Genomic DNA, 16,256 nt, shown 5'->3' with positions numbered 1-16,256 from the left:
GCTTTAATTAAATTTCTATTGCTATAGGTTTTCTATTTTCAAATCTATATATATTCTTAAATCCAATATTCTTTAAAACTTCAATACTTTCTCTAATTCCAGCTCCAACATCTTCACTTTTGTGAGCATCAGATCCTACAGTAATAATTGTTCCACCTAACTCATGATATAACTTTAAAATATCTACTGATGGCATAGTTTCATTTACTACTGACCTTAAAGTTGAAGTGTTTACTTCAATACCTTTTCCACTTTTAATTATGTTAGTTAATACTTCTTTAATCATATCAACATACTCATTAAAATCATAATTACCATGTGTATTAAATGCATATCTTTTCATTAAATCTAAATGAGCTACTACATCAATATATGGTGATGTACATACCTTATTTACTTCCTTAAAATATCTACTATAACTTTCTTCTTTTGTATTTTTGCTCATATATGTATTAAGCCCTACGTTATAATCAAAATTATGTACAGAGCCTAATATAAAATCAAAAGGAATATATTCTATTGCTTCTCTAAGCTCCTCTTCATTTTCATGTGGTTCACATACTTCTATTCCTACTTTAATGCTTAATTTATCTTTGTATTTTTCTCTACATTCTCTTATTTCTTCACTATATTTTTTTAAATTTAAAAAGCCATAACTTTTTATTCCTTCTTTAACTGAAAAATGTTCTGTGAAGCAAATTTCGTTAATTTTATTTTCAATTGCAGCTTCACAAACTGATTCTATAGTTGCATTACTGTCAAATGAATTATTAGAATGTAAATGATAATCTACTAAGTACATATAATTCTCCTTGTATACTATAAATTTTACTATGACCTATTAAGTATAACACAAATTAAAAACGCCTGTACATTTGGGAATATTTCCTAGGAAATGCAAAAATAAAAAGCCAGTACACCCTTTCTATATAAAATACTATTGTATTTTATACTGTACTAACTTTTTATAATCACACATAAGTAGTTAAATTATTAAAACAAACCCGTAACCTTTTATAAAATTTCAATTTCCTTTTGAATTAACTTAAGATTATCATATATATCCTTATAATCCTCAATAGTAAATATCCCAAACCCTTCTAAATCATCTTCAAAGATATACCCAATTTCACTTAAACTATATTCTACAATCTTCCCATTATTAAATTTAAAGAATATAGTGTCCCCACACTCATTAGCAGTAACTTCTACTAATGTATTTTCTTTTTTTGTACTATTTTTAACTTCATTAATTAAATTTATAGCTTTTATTGATTCCTGTAATAACTTTTCTTGTCTACCCATATTCATCCCCCTAGAACTTACTTCAAAAGTGTTTACAACCTTATTATATAGCTTCTTTTAATTTTCCTATGTCGAAACCTGCAATCGATTTGTTGGTAATTTAATCCACAATCACCACTATACTGGATATTATTATCATATTTCAAGTTATTTTCTTTTAAAAAATTAATTTAATTTATAGATCAGTTTAAAGGTTATATTTACATATTTTCTTATATTTTTACTGTTAGTTTTTTTCACTTTTATAACAAAAAAAGATAGCAATTTAGTTATCCTAATTACTATCTTTTTAACCCTTTATACCCTTTTATACCTAATTAAAAAATTACCCTTATACCATAGAAATTATAAAAATTATTTACCCTCTAATTTTTATTTTCGAAATACCATAACCTTACATTTATGAGTTCTTATATGTTAATAATAAAATTAAATAAATCTTTTTAATACTAATAATTGGTGTGTTATTTCTAGTATCCTAATTCATCCTCATATTCTTTGAGAATTTTTTTATTTTCATCTTTATCTTTATTTAATTCTTCATTAACTACCTCTTCATTTTTTACAACTCTTAAATCCTCTTTCATTTTTAACCCTCCCATAAATTTGTATACGTTTTCCCTCTACAAATTTATTATATCACACTTTATATATATTTCTATATTTTTTTAAAGATTTTCCCTAAAAAAGAAATTTATTTTCTATTTTAGGGAATACTATTAGTTTTTATATTAATTTATTAAAATAAACCTTGTTATTATTAACAATTAAATACTTTTACCTTTTATTTCATTAATGCTTTTTCCCTTTTTGTACCAAATAGGTAGGTTACATACATATTCTTTTATAATATTTACTCCAACTTCTTTACCATCTTCTTCAACAATCATATCTCTAACTTCATCAAGAAGATTATCTAAACTATCTTCTTGAATTATATAATATAATTGATTTAAGAATTCATCTATTTCTTCATTATCAAGTTCAAAGCAATTCGTAAAATTTATAATAAACTCTTTACCATATTTACTATTTCTTAGCCAATTATCTTTTCCAAATGTTAATAATTCTTTTTCTGAATATTCTCTATACTCAATTGATTTACTTTCACTTTCAATTTTTTCATATAATTTTTTATAATGCTTAATATTGCAATTAAAAACATATCCATCTTTTATTACGTAAGAAACACTATAATTACTGGCAGAATTAATAACATCATACTTTTCTTTAAATTCCATATTATCAAATCCAAATTTATTTAATTTATTTACTACATTATTTATAGTTAATACGCCATAAACATTTGCCATTCCAGAAACTAAAGTAATAATTTTAGAATTGTTTTTTACTTTTAATCTAAAATTAAAATCATTTAAATCAGATAATAAATCCCTTACATTAGAAGGCATTATTAATACTGCTTTTTTTTCTTCATTTTTTGCTGGATATAAAATTCCTATAGACATAAAATATTCCATAAATCTTATATATTTATGATCACTATTATTTAAAATTGTGATTCCATCATTTTTAGAAAAATATTTAAACGCCTTTAATGCATTATCATTAAAAAGATAAATTTTTTCTAATACTCTTTCTTTGTAACTACTAATTACGTTATGTATTAATTTATCTTTATTATACTTATAAGTTTTAGCAAAGTTTAATCTTTCCGCTATACTTTCTATATCACTTCTAGGCATAGATTTTAATATTTCTTCTATATCATTAGTAAATTTTGTACTATTAAATCTTTTATCTAGCTTTGCCATCTTATTTTTCATCATATCATCAATTATATTTTCCATAGCATTTAGCATATTTTGAATTTCTTCATCATATTTTTCAGAATTAACTTTATTTCTATAATCATTTAAATTTACTTTATTATAATTTTTCTTATAACACTCTTCACAGAGCCACTCTCCTAAATTAGCATCAAAATAACTTGCAATTTTACCACATATATTACATTTTTGTACCATTAATACTCTCTCCTCTTCTGCAATTCCTTAAACTTATTTTCTTTTCACTTTTATTAAGTTTTACCAACATTTTCACTTTTTATAACATTACTTAACACTTTTTATAAAAACATATTGTATTTGACCTTATTGTAAAAATTATGATAAACTTAATTAATGTAAACACGTGTATATACACAGATTTGTTAAAGGGGGATTAACAAAATGCAAAAATTTAAGAATTATTTACATCACATATTTATAGATGGCTTAAGTGGAATGGCTTTAGGCTTATTTTCAACATTAATAATAGGTACAATTCTTCAACAAATCGGAAATCTTATTTCTGGTAATTTAGGGTCAACTATATTTTTAATAGGTAAAATAGCTGCTGCTGCAACTTGTGCAGGAATAGGTGTTGGGGTTGCTTATAAATTTAAAGAAACTCCTTTAGTAGTAATTTCTGCTGCAGTATCAGGTATGGTAGGTGGATTTGCAACAAAATTGCTTGCTGGTAGTATAATGACTGATACTGGTGTTATAACTTTAGCTGGCCCTGGTGAACCTTTAGGTGCATTTATTGCAGCTTTAGTTGGAATAGAAATTGGACATCTTATTGCTGGTAAAACAAAAATAGATATAATTATTACTCCTCTTGTTTGTATAGGGGCTGGATCTACAGTTGGGTTACTTTTAAGCCCTCCAATTTCTGAATTTATGACTTGGCTTGGAACAATAATTATGTTTGCAATGGAACAACAACCTTTTATAATGGGAATGCTTGTTTCTGTAATTATGGGTATATTATTGACTTTACCAATAAGTTCTGCTGCAATTGGTGTAATATTAAATTTAGATGGAATTACAGCAGGAGCTGCTGTTATTGGTTGCTGTTGTCAAATGGTTGGATTTGCTGTGGCAAGCTATAGAGAAAATAAATTTGGTGGATTGCTTGCACAAGGTGTTGGAACATCTATGCTTCAAATTCCTAATATAATAAAAAAACCAGTTATTTGGCTTCCTGCAATAATTTCTAGTGCTATTCTTGGTCCTATTTCATCAACCTTCTTAAAAATGACCAATAATGCAACTGGATCTGGAATGGGATCTGCCGGTTTTGTAGGACAAATCATGGCTTATCAAACTATGACTCAAACTGCTTCATCAAAAATAGTATTATTACAAATTATAGTTATGCACTTTGTACTTCCTGCTCTTCTTACATTTATAATTTCTGAATTTATGCGTAAGAAGCAATGGATTAATTATGGTGATATGGCATTAGATTTATAAAAAACTGCCTCTAGAAACAATCTAAATATTAGATTACTCTAGAGGCATATTTATTTTATAAAATTATAAATTTACTTCTTTTCTTATAATGTCATATACTTCTTGATATGCTAAACCACTACTTTTACATATTTCTACTATAGAACTATACTCAGGATAAATTCTTTTTCCATTTGATAGTTCACAAACTTTCACTTGAACTTCTCCTAATGATGTTTTCATAATTACTATTATTATTTATATTATGATTATGATTTTCACCTAAATTTTCTTGTTTATTATCTCCATATAAATACTTCATATCATGATCGTGATTATTATATTCTTCATTTAAAATAACATTAAAATCACAAGCATCAATATCACTTTTAGAAACTCTAGTTATTTTAGTTTCAAAACCCTGTATTGGTATACTTTTTAAAGCATTTTCTAAAACTTCAACACTTGCACCTAAATCAATAAGTGATGCTACAAACATATCTCCACTAATTCCAGAGTAACATTCTAAGTATAACTTATTCATAACTTCTTACCCCCAATCTATTGATTTGTGTAGCAATATAACCTGCACCATATCCATTATCTATATTAACTGTAGCTATCCCATTTGCACATGAGTTAATCATATATTATTCAAATAATTTAGCTACCTTCTTTAACTCTTCTGTAATTTTTATGTGTTGAGGACAACTCTTTTCACACTTTCTACAGACTATACAATCTGAAGCTTTTCCATTAGTTTTTATATAATTATCATAATATACCTTTTGAGTTGAAAATCCTGAATTTAATGCTTGTTTTTCAGCATTATATAATACAAAATAATTTGGAATTGCTATATTTTTAGGACATCCAGCAACACAATATTCACAAGCTGTACAAGGAATAGCTATTGATTCATTAATAATTTCAACTGCTTTATCTACTATTTTATGTTCCTCTTCTGTAAATGGCTTAAAGTTTTGCATATACCCAGTATTATCTAAAAGCTGATTCATATTAGACATTCCACTTAAAACCATCATTACATTATCTAAACTAGCAACAAATCTTATTGCCCAAGATGGTATAGACATATCCTTGTTATAATCTTTAAAAAGTTTTTCAGCTTCCTTTGGAACTTTTGCTAATGTTCCACCTTTAACTGGCTCCATTACTATTACTGGCTTATTATGTTTTTTAGCCACTTCATAGCACTTACCAGATTGAATTCCCCCATCGTTCCAATCAAGATAATTAATTTGTAATTGTACAAAATCAACTTCTGGATGTTCAGTTAATATAGTTTCTAAAACATCTGCTGTATCATGAAATGAAAAACCTATCTTTTTAACTTTTCCTTCATCTTTTTTCTTTTGAACAAAATCAAATGCATTAAACTTTTTAGCTATTTCATAGTTAGTTACTCCTAAGTTATGAAGCAAGTAATAATCAAAGTAATCTACACCACACTTTTCCATTTGCTCATTAAAAATTCTTTCTAAATCTTCTTCCTTTTTTAAAAACATTGTTGGCATTTTTGTTGTAACAGTAAAAGTATCTCTTTTATGTCTTTTAACTACTGCTTCTCTTAAAGCAATTTCACTTTTAAAATTATGATACATATATGCAGTATCAAAGTAAGTAAATCCTCTTTCTATAAAGGTATCCACCATCTTATTTAACTGTTCCATATCAATACTTTCTTGATTATCTTTTTCTGTAAGCGGTAGTCTCATAAGTCCAAATCCTAGCTTTTTTGATTCCATTAATTTCACCTCATATAAAAAATAATTTCTCTAATTCCTTTTATCCTTAATTATTCTTTAGTTAAAATTTAACCTTTATATTAATGTTACTCCTTGAAGTTAACTCCAAGTCAAAAACTTTATGGAATTTATTAACTCTTAAATATCCAAAACATTCTAAACTCAAAGTTTTATATACCTTCATAATTTTATTCGTAAGACATTACTATTAATGCTAATATTAATGGAATAATTGCAATTAACACAGCCTTTAAGCCCATATTTAAAGTTATTAAACCGCCTATTGTTGCTCCTAAGCAAAAAATCAATATAATGAAATAATATTGAAAGGCTATTTTTAAATGTTTTTTATCTTTATTTCTTATAAATATAACTAACTTTTCTGTACCACTTCTTAAATTTCCTGTACACATTGTTGTTGCATAAGCATTTCCATGAAACTTCCTAAAGCTTTCTACTTGCATTGCACAAATAAATGATATTATTGTATTTGCCACATAATCAAATGGTATAAAAGCAACAAATATTAATAATATTATTTCTATTGCTAAAACAGCTTGTCTCCAATGGAACTTTTCACTTTTTGATAATTTTGTTCTTATTACTTCAGCTAACAAAACTCCTATTGCAAAAGCAATAATAGGAATAATATAATTTATAATTCCTCTGAAATTACCTTCCATAAAATTAATTCCAAGCATAACCATATTTCCTGTTTGTGCATTAGCAAATACATTGCCTCGACTTATATAAGTGTATGCATCTAAAAATCCTCCTGTTAATGCCAGCAAAATTCCTACTCTTAATGAATCTGAATATTGTCTACTACTCATATTTAGCCTCCTTACTATATTTAAACTAGAAAATTCTGATTCTTCCACACACTGAGTACACTATAGCTTACTTTAAACTAACCAAATCACTAAGTATGTAACTTTTACTAAGTCTTTGATATAAAGTATTGGTTAAAATTTGATATTTAAAGCAAGTTTCATTAACTAAATTAAAATTTTAAATCTTAGTTATAGCTAATTAACATGTAAATTTTTACCTACCACATTAATATTTTAACTTTCACAGTACAATTAAACAATATTTTACATAAGAAAAAGAAATATTCATCTTTCTATTAAAAATAAAACTTATTTATAGTATAAAAAATATAATAAAAGCATCCATCATCATTTAATTATGATGAAGAATGCCTTTATTAATTGTATATATCCGAAAATTCTATATTAAATTTTTCTACCTTAGAAACCATACTTTTTTCTCTAAGATCAGTATTAAGAGAATTTTTTATTTTTCTAATTGGTAGTTCAACACAAAACTCTGTCCCATCTTTAATTTCTGTATTTACATAAGTACATCCATTATGAAGTTCAACCAAAGCTTTAACTAATGAAAGTCCAATTTCCACTTTCTTATATTATTTTTATTTATGGTGTTAATATAGGTATTCTTTCATCTTCTAAAATGCAGTATTTTATATTATTATTAGTTAAATAATAAGTATTATTTTCAATCTCAAAAGTAAATGCAAGTTGAACTTTTATATTATTTATAAGAAAAACTACATTATTTACTCTTTCCCCTAATACATTGAAAATATTTAAAGCTATGTTTCTATATTCTTGTCCAACAACAATAATAATAGTTTCAGGACATTTCCCATCCTTTCTACATTCAATATATTCATCATAAAGTGCCCATATTATATGATTTCTATCAAATATGCTCTTTATTAATAATATAACTTCAAAGGTTCTATATCTATCTCGTTCTGAAATATATTCAAGCATATCACTTTCTAAGTTACCTATAGAATTATCAACTATATTATTAATGGTTGTATACAAATTGTTAAAATATCTTTTTCTAAATTCAATAAAGCTACTTTTTAGTAAAAACTCTGAATCCTCTTCTTTATCTCTTATATATTTTTTATAAATCTTCTTTTCAGCTTTGTAATATTTACTTTTTATTTTAGAAACTTTTTTTCTACACAATAATTCTTTTAGCTTGCTTATTTCTTTAATGTCTGATGACATGGATCTTCCTCCAAAATATGGTTCCACTATAATATTACACTTATTATTTATAAAATATACTATATTAAATTTCTAAAATAAATATTATATGATTATAATATTTAAATTTATCTTTCATATAATTCTAACGGTAATTTATCAGGATCCTCAAAGAAAGTGAATCTTTTTCCTGTAAATTCATCAATTCTAATTGGTTCACATTCGATACCATGTAAATTTAGCTCTGCTATAGCTTCATCAATATTATCTACTTCAAAAGCTAAATGTCTAAGCCCTCTTGCTTCAGGATAACTTGGTCTTACTGGTGCATTAGGAAATGAAAATAACTCAATTTCACTATCACCAAGCTTTAAGTCAAGCTTATAAGAATCTCTTTCCTTTCTATAAACTTCCCTTATTACCTCAAGGCCTAAAATCTCAGTATAAAACTTTTTTGAAACTTCATAATTTGATGCAATAATTGCAATATGATGTATTTTATTTAATCTCATAAACTGTGCTCCTTATTATAAATAAAGGACAATCTAAATATAAGATTGCCCTTTATAAATTTCTATATATTATTTATGCTTACACTCATGCTTTACAACTAATTCATATAAAGTAGAAACTGGTGCTCCAGTTCCTCCCTTAGGTGTTGTATCATTTCCACTATCACTCCAAGAAGTTCCTGCTATATCTAAATGAAGCCAAGGCTTATCTTGTACAAATTCTCCAATGAACATACCTGCTGTAATTGATCCACCATAACGTCCACCAGTATTTTTAAGGTCTGCAAAATCACCTTTATATAACTTTTTATAGCATTTATCATTAGGTAATCTCCAGAACTTTTCTCCACTTCTTCTTGCAGCAACAATTAGTTCATCATAAAACTCATCATTATTACTTACAACTCCAGTTACTTCAGTTCCAAGTGCAACTAACACAGCTCCAGTAAGAGTTGCAACATCAACTACCTTATCTACTTTTTCCTTTTCAATAATATAAGTCACAGCATCAACTAAAGTTAATCTACCTTCTGCATCAGTATTTAATACTTCAATAGTCTTACCTGCCATAGAACCTATAATATCACCTGGTTTGTAGCTTCCACCTGAAATAGCATTTTCACAAGCTGCTACTACTGCAACTACATTTTTTTCCACCTTATTTTTAGCAAGAGCTTGCATTGTTCCTATAACTGCTGCAGCTCCACCCATATCACTCTTCATTGTATCCATAGATGTTGAAGGTTTAAGTGAATATCCACCAGTGTCAAAAGTAAGACCTTTTCCTACAAGACCAACTCTTTCATCACTATTTTCATTACCCATGTATCTCATAACTATTAATCTTGGCTTATGAACTGATCCCTTTGCTACTTCTAAGAATGCTTTCATTCCTAAAGCTTCGATTTGCTTTTCATCAAATACTTCTACTTCAAATCCACTTTCTTTTCCTGCTTCTACAGCTCTTTCTGCTAAAGTTTCAGGATATAAGATATTAGCTGGTTCATTTACTAAGTCACGAGCTAAAATAATTCCATCAGCAACATTGCTTGCTTCTTCAATCTTTGCTCTCATCTTATCAAACTTTTCTTTTGGCCCGCCTATTATAGTTACATTAGGAGTATAAACTTCATTATTTCCTTTATATTTATCAAATTTATAACTTGCTAATTTTACACCTTGAGCTATAGATTTTGTAACTCCACCAGTGCATAATCCATTTGCTTTTATAAAATTAATACTTAATTCATTTATCTTTAATTTTTCAGCTTGTTTAATTCCTCTTATAACTGCATTTACTAAGTCAGTTCTTTCTAACTCTTCATATTTTCCAAGACCTACAAAAATTTCATAATTTAAATCATTTGTAGTCTTATAAAATACTTGGCCACTTTTTCCTTCAAAAACTTTTTTAGATTTTAAAATATCAACAGTTTCATTATTTGCTGGCTTATCTTCATAAACAAGAGTAATAGCTCCTTCGAAGCTACCAACAGTTAAATCTTTTACTTGCATCATCTCTACTATTCTCCTTTTCATCCTTTATACTATATAATTTAACCTAAAACTTTATATAGTATATCTCCTATTTTATTTACTAACTTTTCTTTATTATACTACATTCTACAAATTTTTCAATTTGAACATAAAATTACCCCTATAGAAAGCTACAATATTAAACTTTCCATAGAGGCAATTTTACATTACGCAATCAACTTTATATTAATTTACTTCTCCACCTTCAACTACTATATCTTCAGAATTTACAGCATCACCATATACAGGTTCTAATGTCTTTTTATAATCATTTAAGAAGAATTCTTCATCTGCTAAGCTTTTAATTTCATCATTAATCCAATTTAATAATTCTGTATTTCCTTTTTGTACAGCTGGTGCAATAGTATCAATATTACCTATGCTTTCTATACCAGTAGTAAAGCCTTCATTTTGGTTTGACCAAGCTAAAGCTTCAGTATTATCAGTTGCAAAAGCATCTCCTCTTCCATCTAATAATGCATCATATGCTTCTTGATATTCATCATATTTAACAAGAGTCAAATCAGGATAAGTTTCTGAGAAATATGTTTCTGCAGTTGTTCCCTTAACAACAATTAGCTTCTTGTCCTTTAATTGGTCAACATCAGTAATTAATTCATTATCAGGTGATACTATACCTAATGCAACCTTCATATATGGAAGTGCAAAATCAACAGCTTCCTTACGTTCATCTGTTACTGTAAAATTAGCTAATATTATATCAACTTTACCTGACTTAAGATATTCAACCCTGCTTGCTGCTTCAACATAAACAAACTCTACCTCATCTTCACTACCTAATAAATCTTTACCTATTCTTTTTGCAAACTCTACATCATAACCTTGAACATCTCCATTAGAATCAACATACCCAAATGGATTTTTGTCACTAAACACGCCTATTTTAATTTTTCCATCCTCTTTAATTTCATCTAAAGTTCTTGCCTTAGCACTTCCACTTGTGTCACTACTTCCCGCATCATTTGATGCACTACTTGAGCCATTTGTACTAGAACCACATCCAACTAAAAGCCCCATAACTAGCATGATTGATAAAAGTACTCCTAAGAATTTTTTCATGATAAAAATCCCCCTTTAAATTTATTAATTTTAATTCTTTATACACTTTCATAACTAAATGTATTAAGAAATTGCTTAGCCCTATCAGCTTTTGGATTAGTAAAGAATTCTTCTGGTGATCCTTCTTCAACAATTTTCCCACTATCTAAAAAGATAACTCTATCAGCTACTGCTCTAGCAAATTCCATTTCATGTGTTACAATTAACATTGTCATTCCATCCTTTGCAAGCTCTAATACAACTTGAAGAACTTCCCTTACCATTTCTGGGTCTAATGCTGCAGTTATTTCATCTAATAATAATATTTGTGGATGCATTATTAAAGCTCTAACAATAGCTACCCTTTGCTTTTGTCCTCCAGATAATTGCCTTGGATAATCATTTTTTCTATCTAAAAGTCCTACTCTTTCTAAAAGTTTTTCAGCTTCTGCTTTAACCTCTTCCTTATTTCTTTTTTGTACTAAAGTTGGTGCTAAAATTAAGTTTTTCATTATATTCATGTTTGGAAATAACTCATAACTTTGAAATACCATACCTATCTTTTCACGAATTTCATGAACCTTATTATTATCAGATGATATTTCCTTTCCATTTAAAACAATTTTCCCTGAATCTATTTCTTCTAGCTTATTTAAACACCTTAAAAAAGTACTTTTACCACACCCAGAAGGCCCTACTATTACTACAACCTCACCTTTTTCTAATGAAAATGAAAGATTATTTAAAACTAATTTTGATTTATCATATGACTTAGTTAAATTTTCAACTTCTAATATTTTATCACCCATTTTAATCCCTTAGCCTCCTCTCTAATACTTCAGACAACTTTGAAAATGGAAAACAAATTATAAAATACATTATAAAAATTGTCCCATATACCCAAAGTGCTGCATCTGGTGTAGTATAACGATTTGCATCTATTATTTGCTTTCCAACTTTAACAACTTCAACTACACCTATAAGTACTACTAAAGAAGTTGTTTTAATCATTCTTGTTAATAAATTCACTGCTGATGGAATTAACCTTCTAATAGTTTGAGGTATTATAATATGTATAAATACCTGTGTTTTTGTCATTGCAAGTGCAAATCCACTTTCATATTGATGTTTTGGTACTGCAATAAGTGCACTCCTTACTAAGTCTCCCATTTCTGCTGTGCCCCAAAAAGTAAATACTATTATTGCAGCAATTCCACCAGAAAAATTAGCTCCTATGTGTTTTGCTGCACCAAAATATACTAAGAATAATAAAACAAGCTGTGGCATTATTCTTACAATTTCAAGATATACTCTACAAATTGCCCGAATAACCTTATTTTTACTGGTCATTATTATTCCCATTAAAATTCCAAGTCCTACTGAAAGAATCATTGAAATTAAAGCAATTTTTAAAGATACCCAAATACCTTGGCATAACCTTAAGAAATTACTACCCTCAAATAGCACTCGAATCCCCAAATCCTGCATAACGAACCCTCCTTTCTATGAATGTACAAATTAAAGAAATAGGAAGCAAGATAATTAAATATGCTATAACTAACATAAATAATGCTTCATCTGTTTTATAATAAATACCTATTAAATCCTTAGCTACAAACATTAAATCTGCTAAAGCAACAGCACTAAACACTGAAGTTTCCTTTATTAAGAAAATAATATTTGCACATAAAACTGGAACTGAAGTTTCAAATGCCTGTGGTAATGTAATATGCCAAAAAACTTGTGATTTTGTCATACCTAAACTTAAAGCTGATTCATGTTGCACTACAGATACATTTTCAATTCCTGATCTAAATGCTTCTGCCATATAACTTCCCCCCAAAAAGGCTAGTCCTACAATTCCACAAGTTTCTGAACTTAAGACAATTCCTATCTTTGGCAATCCAAAATACAAGAAAAATAACTGAATTAATAACGGAGTATTTCTTGATAATTCAATATATATCGAAACTATTGTTTTAAGTACTGGTATTTTCATAGTCTTAATTAAACTACAAATAATTCCTATAATTAATGATAATAGTATTCCTATTGCTGCAATCTTTATAGTTAAAATTCCAGCTTCTACATATAACTTATAGTGAGTTTGTATAAAGTTCATATCCATATTTTATCCCCCCAATCAATAATAAAATTTGACCTATACTATATATATAAAAAACAGGTAAATGCTTATTACACATTTACCTGTTTTTCCTTCTTATCTTAAAAATAACATTTTATTATAAAACCCTAATATTTAAACAGCTTTAACCATTCGATATAAAACATGTGAATAATAAGGCTCTTCCATTTCAAAAACAAAATCTAACTTTTCATAAAATCCTTTAACACTCTTATCCTTTGCTAGTAAAGAGCAAATCTTATATCCTTCTTCATTAGCATTATTTTCAGCCAATTTAATAAGAGCTTTTCCAATTCCCATTCCCCTATACTCTTCAAAGGTTGCTAAATTAGCAATATAAAGCTCATTTTCTTCACATTCAAAAAAATTAAACTCTAAAATAAGGTCTTTAATAAATCTTAGCTTATTTTTTATTCCATTTATATTTTTAATTAACTTTATACTTGTTGCTAGATCTAACTTTGATAAGTCTTTACCTTTTAATAATATAATAGCTCCACAAACCTTTCCGTCTTTTTCTGCCACCTTCACATTATTATAAGAATACCTAGAACCCTCGCATTCAACTAACATTTTTATTCTGTTTATTATTTCATCCTTACTTCCATAACCCCAGACGTGCTCAGGATCATCTTCTGTTTTATAAACCAGCTCTGCAATAGTTTTCGAGTCTCCTTTTGTTGCTTCTCTTAACGTGAAACTTTCCATAAAAATTCCTCTCTTTTTTAATATAATATAAATTCTTTATATAATTATTATATTTTTAATTAATTTTGTATTTAAGGCTTTGTGGTACTAAAAAAATGTACTTATGTACCCTTAATTATTGTTAAGTTTTATTATATTTTGTACAAATGTCCTTTAAATAAATACTAAGTGTATATAATTATCTAAAATAAAAAGCAACCTTACATGAAGGCTGCTTACTTTAAGTTTATATCATTTTTATAATCCTATTCTTCCAAGGAAAATTCTTTTAACTCTTCAATATTCATAGGCTTACTATAATAATATCCTTGTATATATACATTTTTATTGACTATTTTTTTTATTTCTTCAATTTGATATTTCTGTTCAACACCTTCAATAACAAGCATCTTATCTGTTATTAAGGTTATTTTAGATATAAATGCTATTACCTCATTAGTAATTTTTGATATTGAAATATTATCTGCAAAGCATTTATCTAATTTAATACTATCAAAATCTATTTCTTCCAAAATACTTAAATTAGAATATTCTACTCCAAAGTCATCTATTGCAATTTTATATCCACTTTCTTTTAATAAAGATATTGCTATTTGTATTTTTTCTAAATCTCTAGCATAAACTTTCTCTACAATTTCAAGAGAAATACTTCCCTTTTTAATATTATAATCCTTTGCTAATTTAATTGCTTTATTTATAAACTCTGTATTTTCAAGCTCCCTAAATGATAAATTAATAGATATATAAAAATTTTTATTTTTGTAATTTTCATAATTACTTATTATTTTATAATCACAAATTGCTTTTTCTAATATCCAAAGTGTAAGTTCATAAAACATATCTCCTTTTTCTATATCTTTAATAAAAGTAAAAGGAGTTAATATTTTATTGTTTTTATCTTTTAATCTTAATAAACCTTCAAATCCTACCTCAATATTTTTAAAAGGATCTACTATTGGCTGATAATATAATAAAAAGTTTCCAGCTTTCATATTTTTAGTAACTCTTTGTTTTATAATTATTTTTTTTATAAATGGATATATTACCATATATATAATACCCACAATTGTTACTATTGAAAGAGTAATTAATATAATATCCCTAAAAATTATATCTTTACGAAAATATTTATTATATATAAATCTAAGTTTATCAACTTTATTATTTGTAAAACTATTATTTAAGAAAAAATCAAAGTACTTTATGACATCTTTACTTTTCTCATTACCAACAATATAAACAGCACCTATATAATACTTCATTGTTTCTTTATAAGCTTCTAACCCTTCATTAATTCTATTCGAAGATAGTGCATCTACTTCTTTTAAATCTAATAATTTTATACACTCATCCTTTGTCTTAACCTTTACTGGTTTAACATTTATACCATGATACTTTAACAGTTGAATTAACCATTCACTTTTTATATCTCCAGCAGCATATGTAAATTTTTTCCCATTTAAATAATTTAAATTTCCATATCTAACTTCATTAATATCACCATATATATATATGTATCGATTATCAAACTGTATATGATTATCAGAATATATTAATTTAGAATTTTTATTTGGTATATTATATAATCCCATTAAAATATCTATTTCTTCATTTTCTAACATCTCTATTGCAGTATTAATATTAACATCTACATATTCATAATCTATATTTAAATTAGAACATAAATTATCTAATAATTCATGATAATATCCATGAACATTCCCTTTTTTATCTTTATAATAATAGGGATAATATGAATAATATCCAACCTTTATTTTTCTCTCTTTGTAATTAGACTTCATATACATGAAATGTGTATCTTTATAAAAAAAACAATTTATACCACAAATAATAATTAATATAGAAACACTTATAATTATTCCTTTTTTATTCATTCTCATCACCCAAGCAACTAATATGATTGTTAACTATGATCATTTCTATCATAGTCG

General features: G+C 26.7%; 18 protein-coding genes and 1 pseudogene. 1 reads left to right on the top strand and 18 read right to left on the bottom strand.

The features are described from left to right. Nucleotides 1-7: 7 nt before the first annotated feature. The 3 genes from HCG70_RS03425 to HCG70_RS03415 form a co-directional block, all read right to left on the bottom strand. Entirely contained in the window at nt 8-802 is a 795-nt protein-coding gene (locus HCG70_RS03425) for a histidinol-phosphatase HisJ family protein (protein WP_042397077.1), read from the bottom strand. 212 nt (nt 803-1,014) lie between these two features. Continuing rightward, nucleotides 1,015-1,305 carry a hypothetical protein gene (locus HCG70_RS03420; RefSeq protein ID WP_042397081.1) on the bottom strand — a complete coding sequence of 97 codons (291 nt, stop codon included), beginning with the start codon at nt 1,303-1,305 and terminating at the stop codon, nt 1,015-1,017. Between the two features lie 767 nt (nt 1,306-2,072). After that, nucleotides 2,073-3,293 carry a hypothetical protein gene (locus HCG70_RS03415; protein WP_195955341.1) on the bottom strand — a complete coding sequence of 407 codons (1,221 nt, stop codon included), beginning with the start codon at nt 3,291-3,293 and terminating at the stop codon, nt 2,073-2,075. A 204-nt stretch (nt 3,294-3,497) separates the two neighbouring features. Between HCG70_RS03415 and HCG70_RS03410 the strand changes: the two genes are divergently transcribed. Continuing rightward, entirely contained in the window at nt 3,498-4,565 is a 1,068-nt protein-coding gene (locus HCG70_RS03410) for a PTS transporter subunit IIC (protein ID WP_042397087.1), read from the top strand. A 63-nt stretch (nt 4,566-4,628) separates the two neighbouring features. Here HCG70_RS03410 and HCG70_RS03405 read toward each other — a convergent pair whose 3' ends face one another. The 15 genes and pseudogenes from HCG70_RS03405 to HCG70_RS03335 form a co-directional block, all read right to left on the bottom strand. After that, nucleotides 4,629-4,760, bottom strand: a complete 132-nt coding sequence (locus HCG70_RS03405) for a LarC family nickel insertion protein (protein WP_221697488.1) — start codon at nt 4,758-4,760, stop codon at nt 4,629-4,631. Continuing rightward, entirely contained in the window at nt 4,747-5,088 is a 342-nt protein-coding gene (gene larC / locus HCG70_RS03400; RefSeq protein WP_221697487.1) for a nickel insertion protein, read from the bottom strand. Before larC ends, HCG70_RS03405 begins: the two co-directional genes overlap by 14 nt. Next, nucleotides 5,081-5,191: pseudogene (locus HCG70_RS03395) on the bottom strand (1-(5-phosphoribosyl)-5-amino-4-imidazole-carboxylate carboxylase); the annotation flags it as partial. The pseudogene HCG70_RS03395 and the gene larC, both read right to left, overlap by 8 nt. A gap of 3 nt (nt 5,192-5,194) precedes the next feature. Beyond that, nucleotides 5,195-6,313, bottom strand: coding sequence for an aldo/keto reductase (locus HCG70_RS03390; RefSeq protein ID WP_055276025.1), 1,119 nt, complete (start codon nt 6,311-6,313; stop codon nt 5,195-5,197). A gap of 188 nt (nt 6,314-6,501) precedes the next feature. Beyond that, a complete protein-coding gene (locus tag HCG70_RS03385; protein WP_055276027.1) occupies nt 6,502-7,146 on the bottom strand; it encodes a YoaK family protein in 645 nt (214 codons plus the stop codon). Between the two features lie 377 nt (nt 7,147-7,523). Then, entirely contained in the window at nt 7,524-7,733 is a 210-nt protein-coding gene (locus HCG70_RS03380; RefSeq protein ID WP_042397104.1) for an ATP-binding protein, read from the bottom strand. Nucleotides 7,734-7,752: 19 nt separating this feature from the next. After that, on the bottom strand, nt 7,753-8,364 hold the full coding sequence (locus HCG70_RS03375) for a hypothetical protein (RefSeq protein WP_221697486.1): 612 nt from the start codon (nt 8,362-8,364) through the stop codon (nt 7,753-7,755). A 107-nt stretch (nt 8,365-8,471) separates the two neighbouring features. After that, nucleotides 8,472-8,855 carry a VOC family protein gene (locus HCG70_RS03370; RefSeq protein ID WP_042397109.1) on the bottom strand — a complete coding sequence of 128 codons (384 nt, stop codon included), beginning with the start codon at nt 8,853-8,855 and terminating at the stop codon, nt 8,472-8,474. 69 nt (nt 8,856-8,924) lie between these two features. Then, a complete protein-coding gene (locus HCG70_RS03365; protein ID WP_195949332.1) occupies nt 8,925-10,373 on the bottom strand; it encodes a leucyl aminopeptidase in 1,449 nt (482 codons plus the stop codon). Between the two features lie 204 nt (nt 10,374-10,577). Next, entirely contained in the window at nt 10,578-11,471 is an 894-nt protein-coding gene (locus HCG70_RS03360) for a cysteine ABC transporter substrate-binding protein (protein WP_221697485.1), read from the bottom strand. Nucleotides 11,472-11,509: 38 nt separating this feature from the next. After that, a complete protein-coding gene (locus HCG70_RS03355) occupies nt 11,510-12,259 on the bottom strand; it encodes an amino acid ABC transporter ATP-binding protein (protein WP_207745844.1) in 750 nt (249 codons plus the stop codon). Between the two features lies 1 nt (nt 12,260). Then, nucleotides 12,261-12,938, bottom strand: a complete 678-nt coding sequence (locus HCG70_RS03350) for an amino acid ABC transporter permease (protein WP_042397122.1) — start codon at nt 12,936-12,938, stop codon at nt 12,261-12,263. Continuing rightward, nucleotides 12,907-13,578, bottom strand: a complete 672-nt coding sequence (locus tag HCG70_RS03345; RefSeq protein WP_055276035.1) for an amino acid ABC transporter permease — start codon at nt 13,576-13,578, stop codon at nt 12,907-12,909. Before HCG70_RS03345 ends, HCG70_RS03350 begins: the two co-directional genes overlap by 32 nt. 132 nt (nt 13,579-13,710) lie before the next feature. Continuing rightward, nucleotides 13,711-14,304, bottom strand: a complete 594-nt coding sequence (locus HCG70_RS03340) for a GNAT family N-acetyltransferase (RefSeq protein ID WP_221697484.1) — start codon at nt 14,302-14,304, stop codon at nt 13,711-13,713. 245 nt (nt 14,305-14,549) lie between these two features. Further along, a complete protein-coding gene (locus HCG70_RS03335; RefSeq protein ID WP_221697483.1) occupies nt 14,550-16,199 on the bottom strand; it encodes an EAL domain-containing protein in 1,650 nt (549 codons plus the stop codon). Nucleotides 16,200-16,256: the final 57 nt, after the last annotated feature.

This window comes from Clostridium sp. K04, assembly GCF_019734375.1.
Classification (GTDB): domain Bacteria; phylum Bacillota; class Clostridia; order Clostridiales; family Clostridiaceae; genus Clostridium; species Clostridium saudiense.
This window is presented reverse-complemented; position numbering and strand designations above follow the sequence as displayed.